We start from the raw sequence: 25616 nt of genomic DNA on the forward strand, positions 1-25616 counted from the left end.
CTCCATGCCGATAGGGCGCATGGGCGCCTGGGGATTCTAAAAAAGTTGGAGGCGGAACAGGAGCGGATTCGTTCGGCGTTTTCCCGGGTTTACAGATGGCGGAAACAGGCGGTGGGTAGAAGAAGCCGCGTCGCCCAATAAAAAACCCCGTTCCGGGAACGGGGTTTTTGCTCGCGCGCGGCGCAGCCCTACAGGGTCATGTGCAGCGGCAGCCAGGTCGCGATGCCCGGCACGAAATAGAGCAGCAGCACGGCCAGGATCATCAGGAAGAACATCGGCAGCGAGGCGCGCGCAATGTAGGGCAATTCCCTGCCGCTCATGCCGGACAGCACGAACAGGTTGAACCCCACGGGAGGCGTGATCTGTGCCATTTCCACAACGAAAACGATGAAAATGCCGAACCAGATCAGGTCGATGCCGGCGGCCTGCACCGTCGGCAGCAGCACGCCCATGGTCAGGACCACGATGGAGATGCCGTCCAGGAAGCAGCCGAGGACGATGAAGAACACCATCAGCGCCACGATCAGGCCGAACTGGGAAAGCCCCAGGCCGCCGATCCATTCCGCCAGCGCGCGCGGCAGGCCGATGTAGCCCATCGCCAGCGTCAGGAACTGCGCGCCCGCCAGGATCAGCGCAATCATGCAGTACAGCCGGGTGGCGCCCAGCAGGGATTGCATGAAGGTGGATCGGTTGAGCGAGCCTTGCAGCGCCGACAGGATCAGGGCGCCCACCACGCCGACCGCCGCGGCTTCCGTCGCGGTGGCGATGCCGGTGTAGATGGAGCCCAGAACGGCCCCGATCAGCAGCATCACCGGGATCAGGTGGCGCGAGCGCGACAGCTTCTGCGTCAGGGTCAGGCCGGGATCGGCCGCCGGGACCTCGCCGGGATTGCGGATCGCCCACCAGGCGATGTAGCCCATGAACAGCAGGGCCAGCAGCATCCCGGGAACGATGCCCGCGATGAACAGCTTGGCGATGGACACGTCCGCCGCCACCCCGTACACGATCATGATGATCGAGGGCGGTATGAGCAGGCCCAGCGTGCCGGCGCCCGACAGCGTGCCGAGGATTTTTTCCTCGGGATAGCCGCGGCGCGTCAGTTCGGGGATGGTCATCTTGCCCACCGTGGCGCAGGTCGCCGCGGAAGAGCCGGAGACCGCCGCGAAGATGGCGCAGCCGATCACGTTGGTGTGCAGCAGGCGGCCGGGCAGGCGGTTGAGCCAGGGGGCCAGGCCCTTGAACAGATCTTCGGACAGGCGGGTGCGGAACAGGATTTCACCCATCCACAGAAAGAGCGGCAGGGCGGTGAGCGTCCAGCTGGAGGACGCGCCCCAGATGGTGACGGCCATGGCGTCGCCCGCTGGGCGGCTGGAGAAGATCTCCATGCCGATCCACGCCGTTCCCGCCAGGGTCAGGCCGACCCAGACCCCGCAGCCCAGCAGGGCGAAGATCGAGACGACCAATAGGGTAATGACGAGTAGTTCATTCATGGGTTTGCTGCGAAGTTGCGGCGGCCAGGCCGCGTGAGCGTCGGATCAGCTCGTCGATCAGGGCGACCAGGAACAGCACGGTGCCCACCGCCATGGTGACCTGCGGAATCCATAGCGGGGTGGCGTCGTTGGCCGTGGAGATGTCGTTGAACTGCCAGGAGTCGTAGGTCAGCTTGATGCTGAAGAACGCAAACGCGGCAGCCAGCAGGCAGCCGACCGACAGGGCGAAGATGTCCAGCCGGCGGCTGGCGGCGGGATTCAGCGAATTGAGCAGCAGCGTCACGCGGATGTGCTCGCCGTGCTTGAACGTGCTGGAAAGGGCGAGAAAGCCGGCGGCGGCCATGAAATACCCGGCGTAGGCGTCCGTGCCGGGGATGTTCATGTTGAGCTGGCGCGCGATGATCGCGGCCAGCACCGACACCAGGACGCCGATCGTGCACAGGCCGGCCAGCAGGCCGGCCGCGCCGTAAAGACCATCTAGAAAGCGGCGCATGGGAAGATCACTGCTTCTTGTAGGCGTCGATCATGGCCTGGCCGTCCGCGCCGGCCTTCTTCAGCCAGTCGTCAAGCATGCGCTTGCCGATCACCGACAGGCCTTCCTTCAGCTCGACGGTGGGCTGGATGGTTTCCATGCCGTTCTTGGCCAGTTCCTGCTGGTACCACTTGTTCTTTTCCTCGGACAGCTTCCAGCCGCGTTCCTCGGCCTGAGCGCCCGCCTTCTTCAGGGCGGCCTGCGTGGCCGGGTCCAGGGCGTCGAACGCCTTCTTGTTGACGATGATGGCGTTCTTCGGCAGCCAGGCCTGCGTGTCGTAGAACTTCTTGATGTATTCGTAGGTCTTGGTGTCGTAGCCCGTGGAGGCCGAGGACATGTAGGAATCGATGACGCCCGTGGCCATGGCCTGGGCCAGTTCCGCCTGCTGCACCGTGACCGGCTGAGCGCCGACCAGTTCGGCGATCTTGGCCGTCACCGGGCTGTATGCGCGCCACTTCAGGCCCTTCATGTCCGCGACCTTCTTGATGTCGCGGTTGGCGAACACGCCCTGGGGCGGCCACGCCACGGCGTAGAGCAGGGTCATGCCGTGCGCGTTCAGCTTTTTCTCCAGGAACGGCTTTTGCGCCTGGTAGAGCTTGAACGACGCTTCGTAGCCGGTGGCCAGGAAGGGCAGGCCGTCCAGTTCGTAGATCGGATCTTCGTTGGCGAAGTTGGTCAGCAGGATTTCGCCGATCTGGGCCTGATTGCCTTGCACCGCGCGCTTGATTTCGGGCGCCTTGTACAGCGACGCATTGTTGTGCAGGGTGATCTTCAGCTTGCCTTCCGACAGCGTGTCCACGTCCTTGATGAACGTGGTCAGGTTTTCGACGTGGAAGTTGCTGGCGGGATAGGCGCTGGGCAGGTCCCATTTCGTCTGGGCCTGCGCGCCGGCGCTGAACGCCAGGACGATGCTGCCAGCCAACAGGGAGATTTTCTTGTGCATGGGTGGTCCTTCTTTGCGAAATGGTGAAGCCGGGTTTGGCCCGATAGGCATTGCGAAAGAGAGCGCTGCGGTAATGACGCGCAGCTGAAAAGCCGTGCCATTCTATGTTGCCGTGCGGCAGAGGGGCGCGTGAAATCGCGACTTTACGGGTTATTCCTAGGGAGGCGGAGACGCGATCGATGCTTGAGGGTTCAATCTTTGCGCGAGCCCGGCAGGCGCGCGGCCGGCCGGCCTTTTTTCTTCTAAGATTGCGCTATCGAATGCATATGCCGAGGCTTGCGTGAATTTCGTTTTCCGTCGTGACGAGTTGTTGATTGAAGAGGTGTCCAGCGTGTTGCCGGACATGGCCTTGTGCGAGCGCATCGGCGTGCGGGCCGAGATCCTGCAGCCGCTCTGGGTGCAGCCCGATTCCCCGCATCGCACCATCCACGTCGAGCCCGGCGTCGACGCGCCCGAGGGCTACGCGTTCCGGAAGCTGCGTTCGCTGTTCGGCGTGCTGGACGAAGAGCGCATGGCGCTGGCCGGCCGCGCGTATCAGATTGCGGAATGGGCGCGCACGCACCGCTTCTGCGGCGTCTGCGGAACGCCGGCCGAACGGCTGCCCACGGAGTTCTGCCTGCGCTGTCCGTCCTGCGGCTTCTCGGCGTATCCGCGCATTTCGCCCGCCATGATGGTGCTGATCCGCAAGGGCGACAGCATCCTGCTGGCCCGGCACACCACGACGGCCACCTCCCGCTACACGGCGCTGGCCGGCTTCGTCGAGCCGGGGGAGAGCATCGAGCAGACCATACATCGCGAGGTCTACGAAGAGGTCGGCCTGAAGGTCGGCAACCTCCAGTATTTCGGCAGCCAGTCCTGGCCGTTCCCGCATTCGCTGATGGTCGCGTTCACGGCGGACTACGTATCGGGCGACATCCGGGTCCAGGAAGACGAAATCGCGGACGCGCGCTGGTTCGGCCCGGGCGACCCGATGCCGGAGATCGCCGCCCGGATCTCCATCGCGGGTTCGCTCATCCGGGCCAACCTGCCCATGGGCTGGTCCGCGCCTTAACCGCCACCCAACGAAACGCCGTCTAGGGGTATTCCCTCGAATGCGGGCGGCTACGCCGTATTCAGGTAATTTTTTATTGATGAAATATCGATAAATTATTAGTATTTTGCGCAGATAAACTCATCCTGCGCATTCCATGACACCCGCTTTGATCGCATCCTCGGCCCACCTCGCCGGTGGTAGCGCGCCCGATCTGTCCGAGGTGGAGTTCGGGCTGATGATCGCCAGCCACGCGTTCGACCGATGGACCGTGCGCTGCATGGCGGCGGCGGGCCTGCCCGACCTGACGGCGACCGACGTGATGGTGTTCCATCACGTCTATCACCGGCAGCGTCCCAAGAAGCTGGCGGACATCTGCTTCACCCTGAACGTCGAAGACACCCATATCGTCAACTATGCGCTCAAGAAACTGGAGCGCCTTGGCGTGGTCAAGGGCGAGCGCAGCAGCAAGGAGGTGTTCTACAGCGTCACGGACGAGGGCGCGGCCAGGCTTGCGCGCTACGCCGAGATCCGCGAGCAATGCCTGACCTCCGGGCTGGACGCGCCCGGGGGCGGCGGGCTGGAATTCAGCCGGCAACTGGCGCACACGCTGCGCGCGCTGTCCGGCCTGTACGATCAGGCGGCCCGCGCGGCCACCTCTCTCTGAACCGCATTCACCAACATCCGGGGCGCGGCCCCGTGATCCGCAACCGCCCGCGGCCGAGCGCGCCGTGGCGGCCTCTTGTTACCGAGGACACCTATGAAGTGGCAATTCTGGATTGATCGTGGGGGCACCTTTACCGACATCGTTGCGCGTCGCCCCGACGGCACGACCACCACGGCGAAAATGCTGTCGGAAAACCCCGAGCAGTACCGCGACGCCGCCGTCGCCGGCATCCGCAAGCTGCTGGGCATCGCGCCCGGGCAGCCCGTGCCGGCCGATCAGGTCGAATGCGTGAAGATGGGCACCACGGTCGCCACCAATGCGCTGCTCGAGCGCAAGGGCGAACGCACCCTGCTGGTGACGACCCGGGGCTTCAGGGATGGCCTGCGCATTGCGTACCAGAACCGGCCGCGCCTGTTCGACCGCAATGTCGTGCTGCCCGAGATGCTCTACGAATCGGTCTTCGAGGCCGATGAGCGCGTGGCGGCCGACGGCGAGGTGATCCGCGACCTGGACGAGGACGCCCTGCGCGCCGGCATGCAAGCCGCCTACGATTCGGGCATCCGCGCCGTCGCTATCGTATTCATGCACGCCTGGCATGCGCCGGAACACGAGGCGCGCGCCGCCCGCATCGCGCGCGATATCGGTTTCCCGCAGGTATCGGCCTCGCACGAGGTCAGCCCGCTGATCAAATTCGTTTCGCGCGGCGACACCACCGTGGTGGACGCCTATCTGTCGCCCATCCTGATGCGCTACGTGGACCAGGTGGCCGGGGAGTTGCCCGGCATCCGCCTGATGTTCATGCAGTCCAGCGGCGGCCTGACGGATGCGCACCGCTTCCGCGGCAAGGACGCCATCCTGTCGGGGCCCGCGGGCGGCATCGTCGGCATGGTGCGCACCAGCGAAACCGCGGGTTTTCCGAAGGTCATCGGTTTCGACATGGGCGGCACCTCCACGGACGTGTCGCACTACGCCGGCGAGTTCGAGCGCGAGTTCGAGACCCAGGTGGCCGGCGTGCGCATGCGCGCGCCGATGATGAGCATCCACACCGTCGCCGCGGGCGGCGGGTCCATCCTGCACTTCGACGGCGCGCGGCTGCGCGTGGGCCCGGATTCGGCGGGCGCCAACCCCGGTCCGGCCTGCTATCGCCGCGGCGGTCCGCTGGCCGTGACGGACTGCAACGTCCTGCTGGGCAAGATCCAGCCGGACTTCTTTCCCAAGGTCTTCGGCCCGGACGCCAACGAACCGCTGGACCGCGACGCCGTCGCCGAACGCTTTCAGGCCATGGCCGACGAAGTGCGCGCGGCCACCGGCCGCGACATGACGCCCGAGCAACTGGCCGAGGGCTTCCTCGAGATCGCCGTGGGCAATATGGCCGAGGCCATCAAGCGAATCTCGGTGCAGCGCGGCCACGACGTGACCGAGTATGCGCTGACCGTGTTCGGCGGCGCCGGCGGCCAGCATGCCTGCCTGGTCGCCGACGCGCTGGGCATGACGACCGTGTTCGCGCACCCTCTGGGCGGGGTGCTGTCGGCCTACGGCATGGGCCTGGCCGACCAGACCGACATGCGCCAGAAGACGGTCGAGAAGATCCTGGACGCGGACCTGATGCAGGCCCTGCAGGGCGAACTGGACGAGTTGGCCGGCCAGGCGGTCGGCGAGCTGCGCCGCCAGCACGTGGCCGAAAGCGACATCGGCGTGCAGCGCCGCCTGCACTTGAAGTACCGCGGCACGGATACGGCGCTGGAAGTGGCCTATTCGGACCTGGACCAGGTGCGCAGGGATTTCGAGGCGGCCTACCGCCAGCGCTATTCCTTCCTCATGCCCAACCGCGAACTGGTGGTGGAAACGATCTCGGTCGAAGCCACGGGCGGCGGCGAGCGCGTCGGCGAAGCCCCTGTCTCCCGCGTGCGCGAGGGGGCGCTTGCCGCGCGCCGCCAAGTGCGCATGTACAGCGGCGGCGCATGGCGCGACACGCCCCTGTACGTGCGCGAGGACATGGCGGGAGGCGATGTGGTGCCCGGGCCCGCCATCATTTCCGAGCCGAACCAGACGACGGTCGTCGAGGCCGGCTGGCAGGCCGAACTGACGCAGCAGGACCACTTCGTGATCCGCCGCGTCGAAGCGCGCCCGGAACGCCGCGCCGTCGGCACGCAGGCGGATCCGGTCATGCTGGAGGTATTCAACAACCTGTTCATGTCCATCGCCGAACAGATGGGCTACCGCCTGCAGAACACGGCCTATTCGGTCAACATCAAGGAGCGCCTGGACTTTTCCTGCGCGATCTTCGACGCCCAGGCCCGGCTGATCGCCAATGCGCCGCACATGCCGGTGCACCTGGGCTCCATGGGCGAATCGGTGCGCACGGTCATGAACGCCAATGCCGGCCGCATGATGCCGGGCGACGCCTACGTGGTGAACGACCCCTATCACGGCGGCACGCACCTGCCGGACGTGACGGTCATTACCCCGGTGTTCGACCGCGCAGGCAGCGAGATCCTGTTCTACGTGGGGTCGCGCGGCCACCATGCCGACATCGGCGGCACCACGCCCGGTTCCATGCCGCCCGATTCCCGGACGGTGGAGGACGAAGGCGTGCTCTTCACGAATTTCCAGCTCGTGAAGAATGGCGAATTCCGCGAGGACGCCGCGCGCGAGATCCTGGGCTCGGGCCGCTGGCCGGCGCGCAATCCCGATCAGAACATCGCGGACATGCACGCGCAGATCGCCGCCAACGAAAAGGGCGTGCAGGAACTGCTGCGCATGTGCGACCACTTCGGCCTGGACGTGGTGCGCGCCTATATGGGGCACGTGCAGGACAATGCCGAGGAGGCGGTGCGCCGCGTGATTTCGGTGCTGAAGGATGGCAGCTACGAGTATCCGCTGGACAACGGCGCGGTGATCCGCGTGGCGGTGCGGGTGGATACCGAGGCGCGCAGCGCCGTGGTGGACTTCACCGGCACGTCGGAACAGCTCGACAACAACTTCAATGCCCCAGGCGCCATCGCCGTCGCGGCGGTGCTGTATGTGTTCCGCACCTTGGTCAATGACGACATTCCGCTGAACGACGGCTGCCTCGTGCCGCTGTCCATCATCCTGCCGGAAGGCTCGATGCTGCGCCCGAATCCGCCGGCCTCGGTGGTGGCGGGCAACGTGGAAACGTCGATGTGCATCGTCAATGCGCTGTACGGCGCGCTGGGAGTTCTGGCCGCCAGCCAGGGCACGATGAACAATTTCACGTTCGGCAACGCGCGCTACCAGTACTACGAGACCATCTCGGGCGGCACGGGCGCCGGTCCCGTGCGCATCGATGCCGCGGGGCCGCGGGACGAAGGCTTTGCCGGCACGTCGGTGGTGCAGGCGCACATGACGAACTCCCGCTTGACGGACCCTGAGGTGCTGGAGTTCCGCTTCCCGGTGCGCCTGGAGTCGTACGAGATCCGCAAGGGCTCGGGCGGGGCGGGGCGCTATCCCGGCGGCGAAGGCGGCGTGCGCCGTATCCGCTTCCTGGAAGACATGACCGCGGCCATTCTGTCGAACAACCGCCTCTACGCGCCGTTCGGCCTGGCGGGCGGGCAGCCGGGCGCGATGGGCCGCAACTCGGTCGAGCGCGTGGACGGCACCATCGAGGAGCTGGGCCCGCAGGACAGCGCCCAGTTGCGCCCCGGCGACGTGTTCGTGATCGAAACCCCCGGAGGCGGCGGCTACGGGCAGGCGTAGGATGGGTGTAGCGCGAGAGTCCTTAAGCTAGAACATCGACCTCCGGCGCGCGAAACCCATGGGGCAGGGAATGGATTGTGCCGGGGATCGGCTGAAAACAATCCGCCCACGGCCGCATGGGTTGCGCGCGCTGGATACCTGGGTTTTCCCCCAGGAACTGCCGCGCTACACCGATCCTACGCCTCATCCGGGTCGGACATCACGTCCAGGACGATTTCCGCCTTGCGCTTGCGGTCGTAGACCCGCAGCGTGACCTCGTCGTCGCGGATCTCGAAGACCGCGGTGGCCAGGGTGTTTTCCTCGTCGGGATCGTCCTGCGCGGTGCGCAGGATGGGCAACTCGCCCTCGGTGTCGTGGAGGGCGTCCAGCAGGTCCTCGCTGCCGGCGCCGGTGGACCAGCCGTCCACGATTCTTTCGATGCGGTTCTGGCGGGCGCGGGACGAATCGGTGACGATCTGGGCCAGCCCGCGGGTCTCGGCATGCACCATGTGGTTGGAATGACCGTAGCGGGTGCCGGTCTCGAGGATGGAGATGGCGCCGGGAGCGGCCTCGACGCTGAACAGGCGCGGATCGCCCGCGGCCCCCAGCAGGTGGTGGAATCCGCCGGCGTGCGGCAGTTCGCTCAGCAACGAGAGCGCGTCGTCCAGGGTCGGGCAATCCAGCGCCGCGCGCGCGAGGAGCATGCGCGGCACGCCCGGATGCCGCTGGCGCGTGCGCAGGTTGTTGATGGTCTGGACCAGGCCCGCGCGGTTGGCGCCGAAAGTGTGGCCGGGCAGGGAGCCGGGGTAGTAGAAGCTGAGATAGCCCGGCGCGTCCTCCAGCGCGACGTCGACCAGGCAGCAGCGCCCGCGCAGATAAGGGTCGCCGTCTTCATTGTGCGCGATCCAGCGCGCGCCGTCCGGGGTCTTCAGGGCGACCGACGTGCAGCCGTCGGCCGTGCTGTGCAGGAGATCCCCGCGGCAGTTCCAGAGCAGCACGTCCTCGAACGGCAGGCGCAGGCCTTCGGCCAGCCCCTCGAGTTCTTCCCAGATGGCGGGAACGGCCGCCTGAGCCTGCTGCGCGAGTTCATCCAGGAAGCGGTGGCCGCGCCACGGCCGCAGGGCCTCCCATGTGCCGCTTTGCTCCAGATAGGCGGACATGATCGGGCGGGCCAGTTTGCCCAGCGCCAGGCCGACCTGGCGCCGGTTTCCGGCGATGCGTTCGTATTTGTAGGCCATGGGGAATCTCCGGGTGTCCTGCGGATTGTAATTTTTCTAAGCTCCACCGGGTGGGGACGGATGCGTTAAGATCGCCAGTAAGTTGCTCCGGAGACCCCGGCGTAGCCCAGGAATCATGCCCCTACAACAACCCCGGGGTGCCGACGGTCCCCAAGAGGAGAGTTTCATGATCAAACGCAAAGTCGCCGCCGCGCTGGTCGGCCTGTCCGTGGCCATGTTCGGCGCCGCCTCCGGCGCCCATGCCCAAGGCAAGGAATTGGTGGTGGCCACCGATACCGCTTTCGTTCCGTTCGAATTCAAGCAGGGGAACACCTACACGGGCTTCGACATCGATCTCTGGGCGGCAATCGCCAAGGAACTCAACCTGAAGTACAAGCTGCAGCCGATGGACTTCGCCGGCATCATTCCCGGCCTGCAGACCAAGAACATCGATGCGGCGCTGGCCGGCATCACCATCCGCGACGACCGCAAGAAGGTCATCGACTTCTCCGATCCCTACTACGAAAGCGGCCTGGCCATCCTGGTGGGCGAGAAGAACACCGACATCAAGGACGCCAAGTCGCTGTCCGGCAAGACCGTCGCGGTCAAGACCGGCACCGCCACGGTGGACTTCCTGAAGGCCCAGGTGCCGGACGCCAAGCTCAAGCTGTTCCCGAACATCGACAACGCCTACCTGGAGCTGGCCACGGGCCGCGTCGACGCCGCCGTGCACGACACGCCCAACGTGCAGTACTACGCCAACACGGCGGGCAAGGGCCGCGTGAAGGTGGTGGGCTCGGTCAAGAGCGGCGATTTCTACGGCATTGCCTTCCCCAAGGGCAGCGAACTGGTGCCCCAGGTCAACAAGGCGCTCGCCACGCTGAAGGCCAACGGCCAGTACGACGCCATCTACGAGAAGTGGTTCGGCAAGAAGCCCTGACCGCCGGCGCTGAATCGCTTCCGAGGCGCCCGCCGCCAGCGGGCGCCTGCCGTACTTGGCCGCAATGCCGGATCCAGGGGGGAATATCGTGGAGTTTGACTGGGCTGTAATCAAAGACGCGCTACCCAATTTGCTCGAGGGTACGCTGATGACCATCAAGATCACCTTCTGGGGCTTGTTCGGCGGCTTCCTGCTGGGGGCGCTATCCGGCGTGACGCGAGCCTACGGGCATCCCATCCTCTCGGCCATCGCGCAGATTTATGTCGCGGTCATCCGCGGAACGCCCATCGTCGTGCAGGTGATGTTCATCTACTTCGCCTTGCCGCTGCTGGCCGACATCCGGGTGGACGCGGAATGGGCAGCCATCGCCACGCTGATCATCAATTCGGGCGCCTACATTTCCGAGATCGTGCGCGGTTCGCTGTTGTCCGTGCACAAGGGCCTGAAGGAAGCGGGCCAGGCCATGGGCCTGCCGTTCCACAAGATCCTCTTCCATATCATCGGGCCGGTGGCGTTCCGGCGCATGATCCCGCCGTTGGGCAACCAGTGCATCATCAGCCTGAAGGATTCCTCGCTCTTCATCGTGATCGGGGTGGCCGAACTGACGCGGCAGGGCCAGGAGATCATGGCGAGCAACTTCCGCGCGGTCGAGATCTGGTCGGCGGTCGCCATCGTTTACCTGATCCTGACCGGCCTGATGGCGCTGACCCTGCATCTGGTGGAGAAGAGGATGCGCATACTATGAGCATGGTCGAATTTCACAACGTCACCAAGCGCTTCGGCGAATCCACGGTGCTCGACGGCATCTCGCTGAACATCGATGCGGGCGAGGTCGTGGTGGTGGTCGGCCCGTCGGGTTCCGGCAAGTCCACGTTCCTGCGCTGCATCAATGTGCTCGAGACCATCGACGGCGGCGATCTGCTGGTGGATGGCCTGAGCGTGAACGGCGGGGCGGCGCAAGTGCGCGAGATCCGCCGCGAGGCCGGCATGGTGTTCCAGCAGTTCAACCTGTTTCCGCAGATGACGGCGCTGGAGAACGTCATGTTCGGCCCCGTGCATACGCGGGGTCAGAGCCGCGCCGAGGCGCGCGAGCTGGCCGAGAGCCTGCTGGCCAAGGTGGGCCTGGCCGAGCGCATGAACCACTATCCGGCCGAGCTTTCAGGGGGGCAGCAGCAGCGCGTCGCGATCGCGCGGGCGCTGGCGATCAAGCCCAAACTGATGCTGTTCGACGAGCCCACGTCTGCCCTGGATCCGGAGCTGCGCCATGAAGTGCTCAAGGTCATGAGAGACCTGGCGGAAGAGGGCATGACCATGGTGGTCGTCACGCACGAAATGGAATTCGCCCGCAAGGTGGGCAGCCGCCTGATTTTCATCGACGCGGGCAAGATCGCCCACGATGGCCCTCCGGCCGAGCTGCTCGGCAATCCCCCGAGCCAGCGCCTGAAGGACTTCCTGCAGCACGTGGCCTGAGGCTGCCGAGGGGCCGCGCTAGCCCTTCACCCGCACGATCTTCTGCACCTGCGGCACATGCCGGATGGCGCGGATGACCTGCGCCAGGTGCTTGCGGCTGTCCACCTGGATGGTCAGGTGCAGGGATACCGTCGAGACCGCGTCATCGTGCATCGTGACGTGCATGATGTTCGCGTCCGCCGCGGTGACTTCCGCGGCCAGGCGTCCCAGCACGCCGCGCTCGTTGCGCGTGACGATGTCCAGGCGGGTGGCCAGGTGCTTGGCGGTGTGGGTGTCCCAGGCCACGTTGATCCAGCGTTCCGGTTCGCGCAGGCGCTGGCGCAGGGCGACGGGGCAGTCGGCGGTATGCACCACCAGCCCGTGGCCCATGCGCATGCCCGCGACGATCGGGTCGCCAGGCAGCGGGCCGCAGCAGGGCGCCAACTGCACGGCCTGGCCTTCGTTGCCCTGGATCAGGATGGGAGCGCTGCGCGCCGAGGTCAGCTCGTCCACGGCCGCGGCGGTGGTGGCGACGAGCTGGTGCTCGGGCGCGAAGCGGCGGGCCACGACGGCCGCCAGGCGCTTGCCCAGCCCGATGTCGGCCAGGATTTCCTCGCGGGAGCTGGCGCCGGTGCTGCGGGCCAGCTTCTGCCAGGCCGGGTCGTCCGTGGCGGGCAGCGGCATGCGCAGCTCCTGCAGCGCCTGGCCCAGCAGGCGTTCGCCGAAAGCTACGGACTCTTCGTACTTGACGGTGCGCAGGTAGTGCCGGATCTCGGAGCGGGCGCGGCCGGTGCGCACGTAGTTGAGCCACTGCGCGTTGGGGCGGGAAGCGGGCGAGGTGACGATTTCGACCGTGTCGCCGCTGTTGAGCTCGGTGCGCAGCGGCACGAACTCGCCGTTGACCTTGGCCGCCACCGCCTGGTTGCCGATGTCGGTGTGGATCGCGTAGGCGAAGTCCACCGGGGTGGCGCCGCGGGGCAGCGAAATGATCTTGCCGCGCGGTGTGAACACGTAGACCGCGTCGGGGAAGAGGTCGACCTTGACGTGCTCCAGGAACTCGCCGGAATCGCCGGTCTGGCTCTGGATGTCCAGCAGCGATTGCAGCCACTGGTGGGTGCGCTTCTGCAGGTCGTTGAGGGTCAGGTCGGCGCCCTTGTACAGCCAGTGCGAGGCGACGCCTTCTTCCGCCACGTGATGCATGTCGCGCGTGCGGAACTGGAATTCGACGGGCGTGCCGTAGGGGCCGACCAGCGTGGTGTGCAGGGACTGGTAGCCGTTCACCTTGGGAATGGCGATGTAGTCCTTGAACTTGCCGGGGACCGGGCGGTACAGCTGATGCAGCGTGCCCAGCGCCAGATAGCATTCCGGCAGCGTGTGCACGATGACGCGGAAGCCGTAGATGTCGAGCACGTCCGAGAAGGATTTCTTCTGGTCGACCATCTTGCGGTAGATGCCGAACAGCGTCTTTTCGCGGCCCGTGACCTCGGCCTCGATGCCGGCGGCCGGCAGGGCGGCCCGCACCGAATCGGCGATCTTGGTGATGACTTCGCGGCGGTTGCCGCGCGCGGCCAGAACGGCCTTGTACAGCACCTGGTAGCGGTTCGGGTACATCGCCGCGAAACACAGGTCCTGGAGCTCGCGGAACAGCAGGTTCAAGCCCAGCCGGTGCGCGATGGGCGCGTAGATGTCCAGCGTTTCGCGCGCGATGCGGCGGCGTTTCTCGGGATTGACCGCGTCCAGCGTGCGCATATTGTGCAGCCGGTCGGCCAGCTTGATGAGGATGACGCGCACGTCGCGCGCCATCGCCAGCAGCATCTTGCGGAAGCTCTCCGCCTGCTGCTCGGCCTTGGTGGCGAAGTCCAGGCGGTCCAGCTTGGACAGGCCGTCGACCAGCTCGGCGACTTCGGGGCCGAATTTCTCGGCAAGCTCGTGCTTGGCGATGCCCTGGTCTTCCATGACATCGTGAAGCAGGGCGGCGGACAAGGCGTTGACGTCGAGCTTCCAGCCCGCGCAGATTTCGGTGACGGCGATGGGGTGCGAGATATAGGGCGAGCCGCTGGCGCGGAACTGGCCCAGATGCGCCTGGTCGGCGAAGCGATAGGCTTCGCGCACGCGCTCTACGTCTTTCTTGTCGAGGTAGCTGCCGATGATTTCGGTCAGCGGCGCCAGCGAAGCAACCGGAGAGGAGGTCGCGTCCGCCGCTTCTTGAGCGGCGACGGACGGTGGCGCGGGGAGGTTCTTGTCCTTCTTGCCGGTGCGGCGCCCGAGACGGGAGCCGGCACGCAGCGCGGCAAGCAGACCAGATGAAGCATACTTCAGCCCGGGAAAAGCCATGCTTGCCGCCCCCCGGAAACGATCAGGTCGGAACTTTACGCAGCATTTCCACGCCGGTGAGGCCGCCCGCGATTTCGCGCAGGGCAGTGACCGTGGGCTTGTCTTTGCTGTCCAGGCGCGGGGCATGGCCTTGCGCCAGCTCGCGGGCGCGGTAGGTGGCGGCCAGCGTGAGCTTGAAACGATTGGGGATTTGATTCAGACAGTCTTCGACGGTAATGCGAGCCATTAGGACACCTGGTGCTGATGGAGGATAGGGAGAATGCGTTCGGCTCAGTGCTCGGCCGGGATGCCGAGTTGCGAGAACAACTGGCTGTGACGGGCGGCCTGAGACGAAAAACGCAGCCGCGCGGCGCTGACGATTTGAGTCAGTTCCGACAAGGCTACGCTAAATTCTTGATTAATAATAACATATTCGCATTCAGGCGCGTGGGCGATTTCGCCGCCCGCAGCCATCAGCCGGCGGGCGATGACTTGCGGTTCGTCCTGGCCGCGCGCCTTCAGCCGGCTCTCGAGTTCTTCGATCGAGGGCGGCAGCACGAAGACGCCGATCGCGCCCGGGAAGCGCTGCCTGACCTGGCGCGCGCCCTGCCAATCGATTTCTAGCAGCACGTCGCGCCCGGCGCGCGTGGCTTCGTCGATCCGGTCTCGCGGCGTGCCGTAGAAATTGCCGTGCACTTCCGCCCATTCCAGCAGGTTCTGCGCCTCGCGCAGGCGCTGGAATTCGTCCGTGGACACGAAACGGTACTCGCGGCCGTCTTCTTCGCCGGGGCGCGGCGCGCGGGTGGTGCAGGAAATGGAGAGCAGGATGGAAGGGTCTTGCTGCAGCAAGGCCTTGACCAGGCTGGACTTGCCGGCGCCGCTGGGCGCGACGACCATGAAGACGTTTCCGGGATTGGCGTGCATGAATTGTTATCGGGCTTGGTGCTAAGACTGAAAGGATAGCAAATCGCGCGGCCCGGCAGGAGGAAAACCCTGGCCGGGCCGCGCGGCGCATCCCGCGCGGCGTTCAGCCGCCGGTCTTGGCGGGGCCGGCGCCGAGTCTGCCGCCGGGCGCGGGAGCGCTGCTGCCGAGCAGGTGGCCGTTGACTTCGATCCCGTACAAGGAGTCGTCGGAGTCGTGGTACTTGGCCCGGGTCGCCGCGACCGATTCCGTGTAGCGCGGATCCTGCGGGCGCTCATGCGCGTTCATGAAATAGGCGACGTCCCACGCCTCCTGGTCGCTCAGCATGCCAGCCTGCCCGAGCGGCATGTTCGCCTTGATGAAGCCGGCGGCATTGCCGATCTGGTGCATGCCCGCGCCCCAGTTGAAGGAGTCCGGCCCCCACAGGGCGGGGAACACCCAGTGCTTGCCGTGCTTCTGGCCCTGGCCTTCCGCGCCGTGGCAGACGGCGCAATATTGCGCGTAGACCTCGCTGCCGCGCAGGTAGTCGGCCTTGCGGGCCGGGGGCGGCAGCTTGCGGTAGCCCTGGCCCTCCAGCACCACGCCGGTGGGCGCCTTGCTGGCCAGCCAGAACATATAGGTCTGCAGCGCGGTGAGCGTCGGATCGTCCGCCGGAGGCGCTTTGCCGTTCATGCTGAAGCGGAAGCAGCCCTGCAGGCGTTCGGCCAGGGTGTTCACGTGGCCGTTCTTGGCGCGGTATGCGGGGTACAGCACATAGGCGGCCCACATGGGCGCCGAATCGGGCCGCCGGCCGGCGTCCAGGTGACAGCTGGCGCAGTTCAGGTCGTTGCCGACGAACTTGCCGGCCAGTTGGGGAGTGTGCAGGAAGATCTGCTCGCCTTCGCGCACGGTTTTGCCGAAGGCGGTGTCGGGCAGCGAGGCGGCCGACGGCGGAGTGAATGCGGGGCGGGGCTCGGCGGCGTGGAGTGACGCGGAGGCGGCGAGGCCGGCGGCGGCGAGCAGGAGGCGCAGGCGGATGACGGTCATTGCTTGGCTCCCGCGGAGGCGTTGGCTTGCGCGGCAAGCGAATCGGCCGTCTTGGGCAGGCCGGCATAGTAGGCGGACACGGCGTCGATCTCGTCGTCGGAAAGCCGGGTGGCGACGGCCGGCATCAGGCCCAGCGGGCCGGGAGGGCGCTGGCCCTGCCGCCAGGCGCGCAACTGGCCCGCGATATAGGCGGCGGGCTGCCCGGCCAGGGCGGGGAAGTTCTCCCCCACGCCGATGCCGCCTGGCCCATGACACTGGTTACAGGCGGGGACGTTCTTGTCCCAGGCTCCGCGCGTGGCGAGCCACGCCCCGGTGTCCGCGGGCTTGGCCGGATGCATGGCGGTGGCGGCGAGCCGGTCGATGTCCAGCGCCGAGGGCTGCGCGGCGTAGTAGCGCGCCACGGCTTGGCGCTGGGCCGGATCCAGGGCCTTGGCGGTGGCGGCCATGACCGGGCTGACGCGCGAGCCATTGGCCATGGCGTTCAGCTGTTCCTCCAGGTAGCGCCCGCCCATCCCCGCCAATTGCGGAAAGCCGGCGGCCGGATTGCCTTCGCCACGGGCGCCGTGGCAGGTGACACAGGCGGGCGCGCCGTTCGCGCCCTGCGCGCTGATTTGCTTGCCGTCCGGCGCGGCTTGCGCGCCGGCCGAGGCGGCCAACAGCGCGCCTAGTATCAGCGCGCCGGGGAAGGATCGGGACATGAGACCTGCTCCGTAGATATTGGATTTTTGGTAATAAGCTAATTTCCAATAATTATATAAATAGTTGTGACGGATCAACACGAGGTTGTCCAATCGATGGCACGCGCGGCGCTCGATCCGGGGTAGAGGCGCGGCCATGAATCGCGACGTGGCGCGGGGTGTTCCCCAGGGCGCATCGCCCCGAGGTCCGGGGCGCCGGGTGGCGCGCCGCGGGCGCGGTCCGGCCCGGGTAATCTTTACTTGCGTGTGAAGGCTAGGCATATGTCACGGCTGGAACCTTCGCTTGCAGCATCGCCAGAACGATTCGGGTAGCATTTCGCCGATCGATAACAAGGAGAATCCGATGCAGACGAACGATATCGACCCCCCGCGCGTAGCGCTGGTCACCGGCGCCGGTACCGGCATAGGCCGCGCGGTGGCGCTGGAATTCCTGGCGCAGGGCTATCGGGTCGTGCTGGCCGGCCGCCGGCGCGATCCGCTGGAAGCGACCCGCACTGCCGCCGGCGAGGATGGCGTGCGGGCGCTGGTGCTGCCCACGGATGTGTCCGATGAGCAGGCGGTGCGCGATCTGTTCGATGCCACGCAGCGGGAATACGGCCGCCTGGACGTGCTGTTCAACAACGCCGGGCGCGGCGCCCCGGCGATGCCCATCGAAGAGCTGCCGGTCTCGCTCTGGCGCGAGGTGGTCGACACCAACCTGACCGGCATGTTCCTGTGCGCGCAGGCGGCCATCCGCGTGATGAAGGCGCAGAATCCGCGCGGCGGGCGCATCATCAACAACGGCTCGATCTCCGCGCATGCGCCCAGGCCGTTCTCCATCGCCTATACCGCCACCAAGCATGCGGTGACGGGGCTGACCAAATCGATTTCGCTGGATTGCCGGCCCTACAACATCGCCTGCGGGCAGATCGATATCGGCAACGCGGCGACCGACATGACCGAGCGCATGGCGGCGGGCATTCTGCAGGCCGACGGCAGCACGAAGGTCGAGCCGCGCATGGATGTGGCTCACGTGGCGCAGGCGGTCGCCGCCATGGCGCGCCTGCCGCTGGAAGCCAATGTGCAGTTCATGACCATCATGGCCACCAACATGCCGTTTGTCGGGCGCGGCTGAAGACGCGTCCAGCCTGCGGCAGCGCGCCAGTCGCGACGCGCCGCGGCAGGCTGCGGTGCCGCCCCCCGGGCCGCGCGTTGCGCTGCCCGATTCCCCGGTCAGCGGGGAGACGCCTGGGCCAGCATCTGGCCCTGTTTCGTATCCAGGTAGCGCCGGGCGCCGACGTAGCGCTTGGCCCAATAGGAATTCTGCATTTCGTCCACGCGGACCTTGGTGCCGCGGCGCGGCGCATGGACGAATCGGTTCTGGCCGATGTAGATGCCTACGTGCGAGGTCACGCCGCGGCCGCGCGTGGCGAAGAAGACCAGGTCGCCGGGGCGCAGTTCTTTCTTGTTGCCGACGGATTCGCCCGCCGTGCGCTGGGCGCGGGCGGTGCGGGGTAGCTCCAGCCCGGCGATCTCGCGGAACACGTACAAGACCAGGCCGCTGCAATCGAAACCTTCGGCGTCGTCGCCGCCCCAGCTATAGGGCGTGCCGATCGCTTCCAGGCCGGCCTGCACGACACGTTCGCGCAGGGTGGGGACGGTGGGCTCTTGCGCCAGGCGCAGGCCGTTGAGCGTCGGGCGGGCTTCGGACCGGAGCGAGGCCTGGGCGGCGTCCGGGATCCAGGAGAGGGTCAGGGCAAGGATGGGCGCTGACAGGAATACGGGAATGCGGAAATTGGCAATTCGGGCTTTTCGCGTGGGCGGCGTCATTACGTCACTTCAGAACTCGGAGTGGGCGGCATGGCTGTGCCTGGGAGGGCAAGCCGGCGGAAAGGGGGCGATTCCAGGACGCATGGACCCGGAATGCCATGACATTGTAATGGAATAAAGTTTCATTACATTTGTAGTGCAATGCAGCATTATTGTCCGGGGACGTTACGCGCCGCGGCGAGGGGAAGGCGCCCGCGCGGTGGCCGGGCCCGGGCGGGAATGTGACGCTTGTTCTGCCGCGGGCTCGGGCATAATCGGCAGGATCGGCCTCTTCGGCACGGCAAGCCGCGAGCGGCCGCTGAAACACACATAAGAAAGCGGAGCAGAGCTCGATGATGAACGCAGTACACCCGTTGTCCTCCATGAACCGGCCCGACCCCATGCCTTTCGAGCCTTTCCAGGACGCCGTGTCGGCGGTGGATCGGCTGATCGAAATCTATGCGCGCAATACCGCTTTCCTGCGCGCCGCCTTCCGAGACGTCCTGAAAGGGGCCGGCAGCAACGGCCGGGAACGCGCCCGCGCCTACTATCCGGCCATCCGCATCGTGGTCGAAACCTACGACCCGATCGATACCCGGCTTTCGTACGGCCACGTGGCCGAACCCGGCGTCTACCAGACCACCGTCACCCAGCCGGGGCTGTTTCGGGATTACCTGATCGAACAGGTGAGCCAGCTGCTGCAGAACCACCGCGTGGCGGTGGAAGTGGGCGAGTCCGATTCGCCGATCCCGCTGCATTTCGCCTTTCCCGAGGGCGCCTATGTCGAAGGCGAGCACCTCGAGGCGCTCAAGCGCCCCTTGCGCGACCTGTTCGACGTGCCGGACCTGGCGGTGACGGACGACGCGATCGTCAACGGTTCATGGCGCGGCAAGGAGGGCGAGCCCAAGCCGCTGGCGCCGTTCACGGCGCAGCGGGTGGACTATTCGCTGCACCGCCTGCAGCACTATACGTCGACCGCGCCGGCGCACTTCCAGAACTTCGTCCTGTTCACGAATTACCAGTTCTACGTCGACGAGTTCTGCGCCCGGGCGCGCGCCCTGATGGCCAGCGGCAACGAAGACTACGAAATGCTGGTGGAACCGGGCAACCGGATCACGCGGCGCGGGGAAAGCGGTCCGGGCGACGAGGATCAGGCGGTCCGCCTGCCGCAGATGCCGGCCTACCATCTGGTGCGCGGCGATCATTCCGGCATCACGCTGGTGAATATCGGCGTGGGCCCGTCCAACGCCAAGACGATCACCGATCACATCGCGGTGCTGCGGCCGCATGCCTGGCTGATGCTGGGCCATTGCGCGGGCCTGCGCGACTCCCAGCGCCTGGGCGACTACGTGCTGGCCCACGGCTACGTGCGCGAGGACCACGTGCTGGACGACGACCTGCCCACGTGGGTCCCCGTGCCGGCGCTGGCCGAAGTGCAGGTGGCGCTGGAGCAGGCCGTGGAGGAGGTGGCGGGGCTGTCGGGCTGGGACCTGAAGCGCATCATGCGCACCGGCACGGTCGCCACCATCGACAACCGCAACTGGGAACTGCGCGACCACGTGGAGCTGGTGGAGCGCTTTGCGCAATCCCGGGCGATCGCGCTGGACATGGAATCCGCCACCATCGCCGCCAACGGCTTCCGTTTCCGGGTGCCTTACGGCACCTTGCTGTGCGTGTCGGACAAGCCGCTGCATGGTGAATTGAAGCTGCCCGGCATGGCCAGCGCCTTCTATCGCCGCCAGGTGAACCAGCATCTGGAAATCGGCATCCGCGCGCTGGAGCGCCTGCGGGGCATGCCGCCGGAACGGCTGCATTCTCGCAAGCTGCGCACGTTCATGGAAACGGCCTTCCAATAGGCGCGGGGAGGGCCGGCGGCTGCGGCCGATCGATCCGTCCCCCAGATGCTTTCATTTCGCCTGTAGGCGCCTCTTGCGCTATTCTCGCCGGTTGCTTGGAAATCCCAAGGCACCCGGCGCGTCTCGCGCCCGTGCCTTCATGACCTGAAGGAATGCATTTTGGCACCATCGGAACACGATGAACGCCGCGCGGGCGGCACGCGCGGGGCGGAGGCCGGCCGGCCATCCGAGCTGCGCCGCTCGCTATCCGCGCGGCACCTGACGATGATCGCGGTGGGCGGGTCCATCGGCACCGGGCTGTTCGTGGCCTCGGGGGCGACCATCGCCCGTGCCGGTCCGGGCGGCGCGCTGCTGGGCTATGTGCTGATCGGCATCATGGTCTATTTCCTGATGACCAGCCTGGGCGAACTCGCCGCGGCCATGCCGGTATCGGGATCCTTTTCCACCTATGGCGCCCGTTACGTCGAGGACGGCTTCGGCTTCGCGCTGGGCTGGAACTATTGGTACAACTGGGCGGTGACGGTGGCGGTGGACCTGGTGGCCGCGCAGCTCGTCATGGCGTACTGGTTCCCGGACGTGCCGGGCTTCTACTGGAGCGCGCTGTTCCTGGCACTGACCTTCGGCCTGAACGCAATGTCGGCGCGCGGCTTCGGCGAGGCGGAATTCTGGTTCGCCCTGATCAAGGTGATTGCGGTCCTGGGGTTCGTCGCCATGGGCGTGATGATGCTGCTGGGCATCATCCGCGGCGGGGAAGCCGGCGGCCTGGCCAACTGGACGGTGGGCGACGCGCCTTTCGCCGGCGGCTTCGCCGCGCTGATCGGCGTGGCGATGGTGGTGGGCTTTTCCTTCCAGGGGACCGAGCTGATCGGCATCGCGGCGGGCGAATCCAAGGATCCGGCCCGCAACCTGCCGCGCGCGGTGCGCCAGGTGTTCTGGCGCATCCTGCTGTTCTACGTGATGGCGATCCTGGTGATCGGCCTGCTCATTCCCTATACCGACCCGCACTTGCTGCGCAACGAGGTCGAGGACATCAGCGTCAGCCCGTTCGCCCTGATCTTCGAACGCGCCGGCCTGCTCGGGGCGGCGTCGGTCATGAACGCCGTGGTGCTGACCTCCGTGCTGTCGGCGGGCAATTCGGGCATGTACGCGGCCACGCGCATGCTGTACAGCCTGGCCCGCGAAGGCAAGGCGCCCCGCATCTTCGGCCGCATCTCGCGCAGCGGGGTGCCGCTGTGGGCGCTGCTGGCCACGACCGCCGTCGCGGCGCTGTGCTTCTTCACCTTCGTTTTCAGCCCCAACGCCGTCTACATCTGGCTGCTCAACACGTCGGGGATGACGGGCTTCATCGCGTGGCTGGGCATTGCGATCAGCCACTACCGCTTCCGCCGCGGCTACCTCAAGCAGGGCCACAACCTGGCCGATCTGCCCTATGTGTCGCCGTTCTTCCCCTTCGGCCCGATCTTCGCGTTCGTGCTGTGCCTGATCATCACCCTGGGCCAGAACTACCAGGCGTTCCTGCGGGACAAGATCGATTGGGGCGGGGTGGTGGCGACCTACATCGGCATCCCGCTGTTCCTGCTGATCTGGGCGGGCTACCGCCTGGCGCGCGGATCGCGCTTCGTCAGCTACCGCGACATGCGGTTCCCGGATGCGCGGGCGCGCAGCCAATACCTGGATTCGGCGCTGCGCGGCGAGCCCGCGGCGGGCGAGGCGCGCTGAGCGCCGCACGGAGGGGGCAGGAGAACGAGCTGCTTTCTCCGCCCCCGGGCCTCACTCGATGTTCTGCGCCTGCTCGCGCATCTGCTCGATCAGCAGCTTCAGGTCCATCGCGGCGCGGGTGACGTCCATGCTGCCGGCCTTGGAGCCCAGGGTGTTGGCCTCGCGGTTCATTTCCTGGAACAGGAAATCCAGGCGCTTGCCGGCGCTGCCGGCGTGCTTCTTGCCGGATTGCTTGCCGCCGCCGTCGGTGAGCAGGTGGCGCAGCTCTTCCAGGTGCGAGCGCAGGCGCGACAACTCTTCGGCCACGTCGATGCGCAGCGCGAACAGATTGGCCTCCTGCGACAGGCGTTCCGAAAGTTCAGCGCCGGAAATGTGGGTGAAGCCGCCGGGGAAGGCGGATTCCACGCTTTCGCGCAGCTTGGCCGCCAGCTTGTCGCGATGGTCGGCCAGCAGCTGGGGCAGGTGGGCCTGCACGGTCTCGACAATGCGCGCCACGCCGTCGGCGCATTCGCGCATCATGCCGGCCAGGCGCTCGCCTTCGCGCGCGCGGCCTTCCTGCAACTGGGTCAACGCCTGCTGGGCGGCCTGCATGCAGGCCGCGCCCCAGGCTTGCGGGTCCAGCGAGTCGTTGGCGCGCTGGCCGGGCCAGTTGAACAGTTCCACCAGGCGGGGCGGGGCAATGTCGGGGACGATGCGGCGGGCCGCCTGCAACTGTTCGGCCAGGCTTTCCAGCCAGGAGGGATCCAGCTTGGACAGATCGGTGCTGGCGTTGCGGGTATAGGAAACGCGGATCTCGACCTTGCCGCGTCCGAGGTTCGCCGTCAGCAACTCGCGCAGCGGCGTCTCCACGTGGCGCAATTCGTCGGGCAGGCGGAAGTACAGGTCCAGGAACCGGCTGTTGACGCTGCGCAATTCGAGCGCCAGCGTGCCTTGTTCCAGGTCTGCTCGGGCGTTGCCGAAGGCGGTCATGCTGCGAATCATGGTGTGGGTGTCCTGGTGATGCATGTGTCGGGGCCGGTTGCGCCGATGCCCGCCGCGCCGGCGGAGGGCGTCGAACCGGATATATCGCGGCAGGATACTCCAAGCGGCGGTTTCCTGCGGCGCCACCCCGTACAATGCCGCCAATCAATGCCATGTCTGGAGCCTGCCTGTGACTATCGCCCCCTCCATCGCCCGTCCGTCGGGCCGCGCCGTCGACGAACTGCGGCCGTTCAGCCTCGAACGCGGCTACACGCGTTACGCCGAAGGCTCAGTGCTGGTGAAGGCCGGCAATACCCATGTGCTGTGCACGGCCAGCGTACTGGAGAAGGTACCGCCATTCCTGAAGGGCAAGGGGGAAGGCTGGGTAACGGCCGAATACGGCATGTTGCCGCGGGCCACGCACACGCGCGGGGACCGCGAAGCGGCGCGCGGCAAGCAAAGCGGACGCACGCAGGAAATCCAGCGCTTGATCGGCCGCAGCCTGCGAGCGGTATTCGACATGAAGGCGTTGGGAGAGCGCACGCTGCACCTGGACTGCGACGTGCTGCAGGCCGACGGCGGCACGCGCTGCGCCAGCATCACCGGCGCCTGGGTCGCGGCCGCCGACGCGGTGGCCCTGCTGATGAAGCGCGGCGACCTGGCCGCCAACCCGATCCGCGACGCGGTCGCGGCGGTGTCGGTCGGCCTGGTGGATGGACGCGCGGTGCTGGACCTGGATTACCAGGAGGATTCGGCGTGCGACGCCGACGTGAACGTCATCATGACGGGCGGCGGGGCCTTCGTCGAAGTGCAGGGCACGGGCGAAGGCGCGACCTTCACGCGCGCGGAGCTCGATACCATGCTGGTGCTGGCCGAGTCGGGCATCGCCGGCCTGGTGCGGGCCCAGCGGGCGGCGCTGGCCTGATTCGCCCAGGGAGCGCGGCTGGCGCGCCGCGAAAGACGGCCCGCCAACCCGTCCCGCGCGCCTTTACGCCTTGGGCAGCAGCATCCCCACTTTTTCCGCTTTTTCGAGGTTCCAGATCGTATCGATCAGGCCGCGCAGTTCCTGTTCGGTCGCGGCGCCGGCATAGCGGCCGAGGCTTAGCGTCTTGTCCTCGATCTCGGGGCGGCTGAGGGTATTGCCAGGATCGCCCTTGGGCTCGTCCACGCGGCTGTGCAGCTTGCGGCCGTCGCGCGTATGGACGGTGACCTTGCCGATCCAGCGCTGGGGATACGCGGCGTCGACTTCCGGATCCAGCTCCATTTCGACCTTGCCGCGGAACGCGGCGACGCCCGGGTCGTCCAGGCCGGCGTCGAATTCGGCCAGGCCCGCGCGCCCTTGCCGGGCGATCAGGGCCAGGACGGTGCCCATGGAAAATTTGGACTGGTGCACGGTCTGCGGATTCACGACGGGGCCGAGCACGTCGATGGCGCCCTGGTGCACGTGGGCGACGACGCGCTCGATGTCGGCCTCGGTCAGGCCGTTCTCGCGCAGCGCCTGCTGCAGCGCGTCGGCGGCCGGATGGGTGTGGCGGCACGAGGCATGGAACTTGAACGAGGTTTCGATCAGCGCCCAGCGCTCGCCCAGCCGGTCGCACAGGCGGCTCGGGTCGGCGTCGGTCGACATCCCGGCGGCCATGCCTTGAGGGCCTTCCAGGATGTGGCGCGCGCCGGTGAAGCCGTCCTGCGCCAGGTAGGCGGCGGTGATGCCGTCGGCCGCGGCCTTGGCGGTGTGCAGCTGCTTGGAGTCGGCGGCGTCGCGCAGGAATTCCCAGAGGCCCGCGGCCTGAGTGCCCGCGGAGCCCAGCGCATTCAGCATGGCTTCCGGGGACAGGTTGAGCAGGCGGCCGGTGGTGACGGCGGCGGCCAGGGTGCCGGCGGTGCCGGTGGTGTGGAAGATCTTGTAATGGGAACGGCCGAGGTACTCGCCCACGCGGATGCCTACCTCATAGCCGGCGACGGCGGCGACCAGCAGGTCGCGGCCGGAGCGGCCCAGGGCCTGGGCCACCGCCAGCGCGGGCGGGAACACGACCGCGGCGGGGTGGAACACCGAGCCGTTGTGCACGTCGTCCTGCTCGACCACGTGGGCGGCGGCCGCGTTCACCATGGCGGCGAACAGCGCAGTGGTGCGGCGGCGGGTGATCAGGACTTCGCTGGCGCCGTCGGCCGGGCCCATGGCGGCGGCGTAGTGTTCGATGGCCTGCACGGCCCGGGCGGAGGCGCCGGCCAGGATGGAGGCCAGGCAGTCCAGCAGCAGGTCTTCGGCGCGGCGCAGGACCGGCGCGGGGATGTCTTCGTAGCGCAGATTGGCGGCAAATGCCGCCAGTTCGGCGCTCAGGTGCGGGGTGTCTTTGGCTGCGGTCATGGATG

The 25616-nt window shown here is 67.0% G+C and carries 22 protein-coding genes; 10 read left to right on the forward strand and 12 right to left on the reverse strand.

The window, feature by feature from the left end; all coding sequences use genetic code 11:
• Positions 1 to 188: 188 nt before the first annotated feature.
• From ACN6PJ_RS01885 to ACN6PJ_RS01895, 3 genes are read right to left on the reverse strand one after another with little or no spacing between them, the layout of a single operon-like run.
• Positions 189 to 1490, reverse strand: coding sequence for a TRAP transporter large permease (locus ACN6PJ_RS01885; protein ID WP_427994197.1), 1302 nt, complete (start codon positions 1488 to 1490; stop codon positions 189 to 191).
• Positions 1483 to 1983 carry a TRAP transporter small permease gene (locus tag ACN6PJ_RS01890; protein WP_427994198.1) on the reverse strand — a complete coding sequence of 167 codons (501 nt, stop codon included), beginning with the start codon at positions 1981 to 1983 and terminating at the stop codon, positions 1483 to 1485. Before ACN6PJ_RS01890 ends, ACN6PJ_RS01885 begins: the two co-directional genes overlap by 8 nt.
• Before the next feature lie 7 nt (positions 1984 to 1990).
• Positions 1991 to 2965 carry a TRAP transporter substrate-binding protein gene (locus tag ACN6PJ_RS01895; protein WP_427994199.1) on the reverse strand — a complete coding sequence of 325 codons (975 nt, stop codon included), beginning with the start codon at positions 2963 to 2965 and terminating at the stop codon, positions 1991 to 1993.
• A gap of 280 nt (positions 2966 to 3245) precedes the next feature.
• On the opposite strand from ACN6PJ_RS01895, the gene nudC reads away from it, so the two are divergent.
• The 3 genes from nudC to ACN6PJ_RS01910 all read left to right on the forward strand — a co-directional run bounded on the left by nudC (position 3246) and on the right by ACN6PJ_RS01910 (position 8379).
• Positions 3246 to 4016, forward strand: a complete 771-nt coding sequence (nudC, locus tag ACN6PJ_RS01900; protein WP_427994200.1) for an NAD(+) diphosphatase — start codon at positions 3246 to 3248, stop codon at positions 4014 to 4016.
• Positions 4017 to 4152: 136 nt separating this feature from the next.
• Positions 4153 to 4662, forward strand: a complete 510-nt coding sequence (locus tag ACN6PJ_RS01905; RefSeq protein WP_427994201.1) for a winged helix DNA-binding protein — start codon at positions 4153 to 4155, stop codon at positions 4660 to 4662.
• 93 nt (positions 4663 to 4755) lie between these two features.
• Complete coding sequence (locus ACN6PJ_RS01910) at positions 4756 to 8379, forward strand: hydantoinase B/oxoprolinase family protein (protein WP_427994202.1); 3624 nt, start codon at positions 4756 to 4758, stop codon at positions 8377 to 8379.
• Positions 8380 to 8555: 176 nt separating this feature from the next.
• Here the strand turns inward: ACN6PJ_RS01910 and ACN6PJ_RS01915 are convergent, their stop codons facing one another.
• The gene (locus ACN6PJ_RS01915) at positions 8556 to 9596 is read right to left on the reverse strand and encodes a C45 family autoproteolytic acyltransferase/hydolase (RefSeq protein WP_427994203.1); all 1041 of its coding nucleotides are present in this window, start codon (positions 9594 to 9596) and stop codon (positions 8556 to 8558) included.
• Positions 9597 to 9762: 166 nt separating this feature from the next.
• On the opposite strand from ACN6PJ_RS01915, the gene glnH reads away from it, so the two are divergent.
• The 3 genes from glnH to glnQ all read left to right on the forward strand — a co-directional run bounded on the left by glnH (position 9763) and on the right by glnQ (position 11985).
• Positions 9763 to 10515 (forward strand): glutamine ABC transporter substrate-binding protein GlnH, encoded by a 753-nt coding sequence (gene glnH / locus ACN6PJ_RS01920; protein ID WP_427994204.1) that lies wholly within the window; start codon positions 9763 to 9765, stop codon positions 10513 to 10515.
• A gap of 88 nt (positions 10516 to 10603) precedes the next feature.
• A complete protein-coding gene (gene glnP / locus ACN6PJ_RS01925; RefSeq protein ID WP_427994205.1) occupies positions 10604 to 11260 on the forward strand; it encodes a glutamine ABC transporter permease GlnP in 657 nt (218 codons plus the stop codon).
• The gene (gene glnQ / locus ACN6PJ_RS01930; RefSeq protein WP_427994206.1) at positions 11257 to 11985 is read left to right on the forward strand and encodes a glutamine ABC transporter ATP-binding protein GlnQ; all 729 of its coding nucleotides are present in this window, start codon (positions 11257 to 11259) and stop codon (positions 11983 to 11985) included. The genes glnP and glnQ overlap by 4 nt, the downstream gene beginning before the upstream one ends.
• Positions 11986 to 12003: 18 nt before the next feature.
• Here the strand turns inward: glnQ and ACN6PJ_RS01935 are convergent, their stop codons facing one another.
• The 5 genes from ACN6PJ_RS01935 to ACN6PJ_RS01955 all read right to left on the reverse strand — a co-directional run bounded on the left by ACN6PJ_RS01935 (position 12004) and on the right by ACN6PJ_RS01955 (position 16923).
• On the reverse strand, positions 12004 to 14298 hold the full coding sequence (locus tag ACN6PJ_RS01935) for a RelA/SpoT family protein (protein WP_427994207.1): 2295 nt from the start codon (positions 14296 to 14298) through the stop codon (positions 12004 to 12006).
• Between the two features lie 22 nt (positions 14299 to 14320).
• Positions 14321 to 14524 carry a DNA-directed RNA polymerase subunit omega gene (gene rpoZ, locus ACN6PJ_RS01940; protein WP_006219679.1) on the reverse strand — a complete coding sequence of 68 codons (204 nt, stop codon included), beginning with the start codon at positions 14522 to 14524 and terminating at the stop codon, positions 14321 to 14323.
• Positions 14525 to 14568: 44 nt separating this feature from the next.
• Complete coding sequence (gmk, locus tag ACN6PJ_RS01945) at positions 14569 to 15201, reverse strand: guanylate kinase (protein ID WP_427994208.1); 633 nt, start codon at positions 15199 to 15201, stop codon at positions 14569 to 14571.
• Between the two features lie 103 nt (positions 15202 to 15304).
• The gene (locus ACN6PJ_RS01950; RefSeq protein WP_427994209.1) at positions 15305 to 16225 is read right to left on the reverse strand and encodes a c-type cytochrome; all 921 of its coding nucleotides are present in this window, start codon (positions 16223 to 16225) and stop codon (positions 15305 to 15307) included.
• Positions 16222 to 16923: a c-type cytochrome gene (locus ACN6PJ_RS01955; protein WP_427994210.1), complete on the reverse strand. Its 702-nt coding sequence runs from the start codon at positions 16921 to 16923 to the stop codon at positions 16222 to 16224. Before ACN6PJ_RS01955 ends, ACN6PJ_RS01950 begins: the two co-directional genes overlap by 4 nt.
• 343 nt (positions 16924 to 17266) lie before the next feature.
• Here ACN6PJ_RS01955 and ACN6PJ_RS01960 point away from each other — a divergent pair, with 343 nt between their 5' ends.
• On the forward strand, positions 17267 to 18037 hold the full coding sequence (locus ACN6PJ_RS01960) for an SDR family oxidoreductase (protein ID WP_427994211.1): 771 nt from the start codon (positions 17267 to 17269) through the stop codon (positions 18035 to 18037).
• Between the two features lie 98 nt (positions 18038 to 18135).
• Here the strand turns inward: ACN6PJ_RS01960 and ACN6PJ_RS01965 are convergent, their stop codons facing one another.
• Positions 18136 to 18732 carry a C40 family peptidase gene (locus tag ACN6PJ_RS01965; RefSeq protein WP_427994212.1) on the reverse strand — a complete coding sequence of 199 codons (597 nt, stop codon included), beginning with the start codon at positions 18730 to 18732 and terminating at the stop codon, positions 18136 to 18138.
• Positions 18733 to 19064: 332 nt separating this feature from the next.
• Here ACN6PJ_RS01965 and ACN6PJ_RS01970 point away from each other — a divergent pair, with 332 nt between their 5' ends.
• Positions 19065 to 20567, forward strand: coding sequence for an AMP nucleosidase (locus ACN6PJ_RS01970; RefSeq protein ID WP_427994213.1), 1503 nt, complete (start codon positions 19065 to 19067; stop codon positions 20565 to 20567).
• A 231-nt stretch (positions 20568 to 20798) separates the two neighbouring features.
• Positions 20799 to 22286 (forward strand): amino acid permease, encoded by a 1488-nt coding sequence (locus tag ACN6PJ_RS01975; protein WP_427994458.1) that lies wholly within the window; start codon positions 20799 to 20801, stop codon positions 22284 to 22286.
• 51 nt (positions 22287 to 22337) lie between these two features.
• Here the strand turns inward: ACN6PJ_RS01975 and ACN6PJ_RS01980 are convergent, their stop codons facing one another.
• Positions 22338 to 23267 (reverse strand): YicC/YloC family endoribonuclease, encoded by a 930-nt coding sequence (locus ACN6PJ_RS01980; RefSeq protein ID WP_427994214.1) that lies wholly within the window; start codon positions 23265 to 23267, stop codon positions 22338 to 22340.
• Positions 23268 to 23436: 169 nt separating this feature from the next.
• Here ACN6PJ_RS01980 and rph point away from each other — a divergent pair, with 169 nt between their 5' ends.
• Entirely contained in the window at positions 23437 to 24171 is a 735-nt protein-coding gene (rph, locus tag ACN6PJ_RS01985; RefSeq protein ID WP_427994215.1) for a ribonuclease PH, read from the forward strand.
• Positions 24172 to 24234: 63 nt separating this feature from the next.
• On the opposite strand, the gene ACN6PJ_RS01990 is transcribed toward rph, so the two are convergent.
• On the reverse strand, positions 24235 to 25611 hold the full coding sequence (locus tag ACN6PJ_RS01990) for an MmgE/PrpD family protein (RefSeq protein WP_427994216.1): 1377 nt from the start codon (positions 25609 to 25611) through the stop codon (positions 24235 to 24237).
• Positions 25612 to 25616: the final 5 nt, after the last annotated feature.

It is taken from the genome of Achromobacter sp. (assembly GCF_050285585.1).
In the GTDB taxonomy this organism is placed as follows: Bacteria; Pseudomonadota; Gammaproteobacteria; order Burkholderiales; family Burkholderiaceae_B; genus Achromobacter.

Bases quoted from the DNA above. Each gene is read 5' to 3' on its own strand.
- ACN6PJ_RS01885 (WP_427994197.1), bottom strand. From the start codon at position 1,490: ATGAATGAACTACTCGTCATTACCCTATTGGTCGTCTCGATCTTCGCC.
- ACN6PJ_RS01890 (WP_427994198.1), bottom strand. From the start codon at position 1,983: ATGCGCCGCTTTCTAGATGGTCTTTACGGCGCGGCCGGCCTGCTGGCC.
- ACN6PJ_RS01895 (WP_427994199.1), bottom strand. From the start codon at position 2,965: ATGCACAAGAAAATCTCCCTGTTGGCTGGCAGCATCGTCCTGGCGTTC.
- ACN6PJ_RS01905 (WP_427994201.1), top strand. From the start codon at position 4,153: ATGACACCCGCTTTGATCGCATCCTCGGCCCACCTCGCCGGTGGTAGC.
- ACN6PJ_RS01910 (WP_427994202.1), top strand. From the start codon at position 4,756: ATGAAGTGGCAATTCTGGATTGATCGTGGGGGCACCTTTACCGACATC.
- ACN6PJ_RS01915 (WP_427994203.1), bottom strand. From the start codon at position 9,596: ATGGCCTACAAATACGAACGCATCGCCGGAAACCGGCGCCAGGTCGGC.
- glnH (WP_427994204.1), top strand. From the start codon at position 9,763: ATGATCAAACGCAAAGTCGCCGCCGCGCTGGTCGGCCTGTCCGTGGCC.
- glnQ (WP_427994206.1), top strand. From the start codon at position 11,257: ATGAGCATGGTCGAATTTCACAACGTCACCAAGCGCTTCGGCGAATCC.
- ACN6PJ_RS01935 (WP_427994207.1), bottom strand. From the start codon at position 14,298: ATGGCTTTTCCCGGGCTGAAGTATGCTTCATCTGGTCTGCTTGCCGCG.
- rpoZ (WP_006219679.1), bottom strand. From the start codon at position 14,524: ATGGCTCGCATTACCGTCGAAGACTGTCTGAATCAAATCCCCAATCGT.
- gmk (WP_427994208.1), bottom strand. From the start codon at position 15,201: ATGCACGCCAATCCCGGAAACGTCTTCATGGTCGTCGCGCCCAGCGGC.
- ACN6PJ_RS01950 (WP_427994209.1), bottom strand. From the start codon at position 16,225: ATGACCGTCATCCGCCTGCGCCTCCTGCTCGCCGCCGCCGGCCTCGCC.
- ACN6PJ_RS01955 (WP_427994210.1), bottom strand. From the start codon at position 16,923: ATGTCCCGATCCTTCCCCGGCGCGCTGATACTAGGCGCGCTGTTGGCC.
- ACN6PJ_RS01960 (WP_427994211.1), top strand. From the start codon at position 17,267: ATGCAGACGAACGATATCGACCCCCCGCGCGTAGCGCTGGTCACCGGC.
- ACN6PJ_RS01965 (WP_427994212.1), bottom strand. From the start codon at position 18,732: ATGACGCCGCCCACGCGAAAAGCCCGAATTGCCAATTTCCGCATTCCC.
- ACN6PJ_RS01970 (WP_427994213.1), top strand. From the start codon at position 19,065: ATGATGAACGCAGTACACCCGTTGTCCTCCATGAACCGGCCCGACCCC.
- ACN6PJ_RS01980 (WP_427994214.1), bottom strand. From the start codon at position 23,267: ATGATTCGCAGCATGACCGCCTTCGGCAACGCCCGAGCAGACCTGGAA.
- ACN6PJ_RS01990 (WP_427994216.1), bottom strand. From the start codon at position 25,611: ATGACCGCAGCCAAAGACACCCCGCACCTGAGCGCCGAACTGGCGGCA.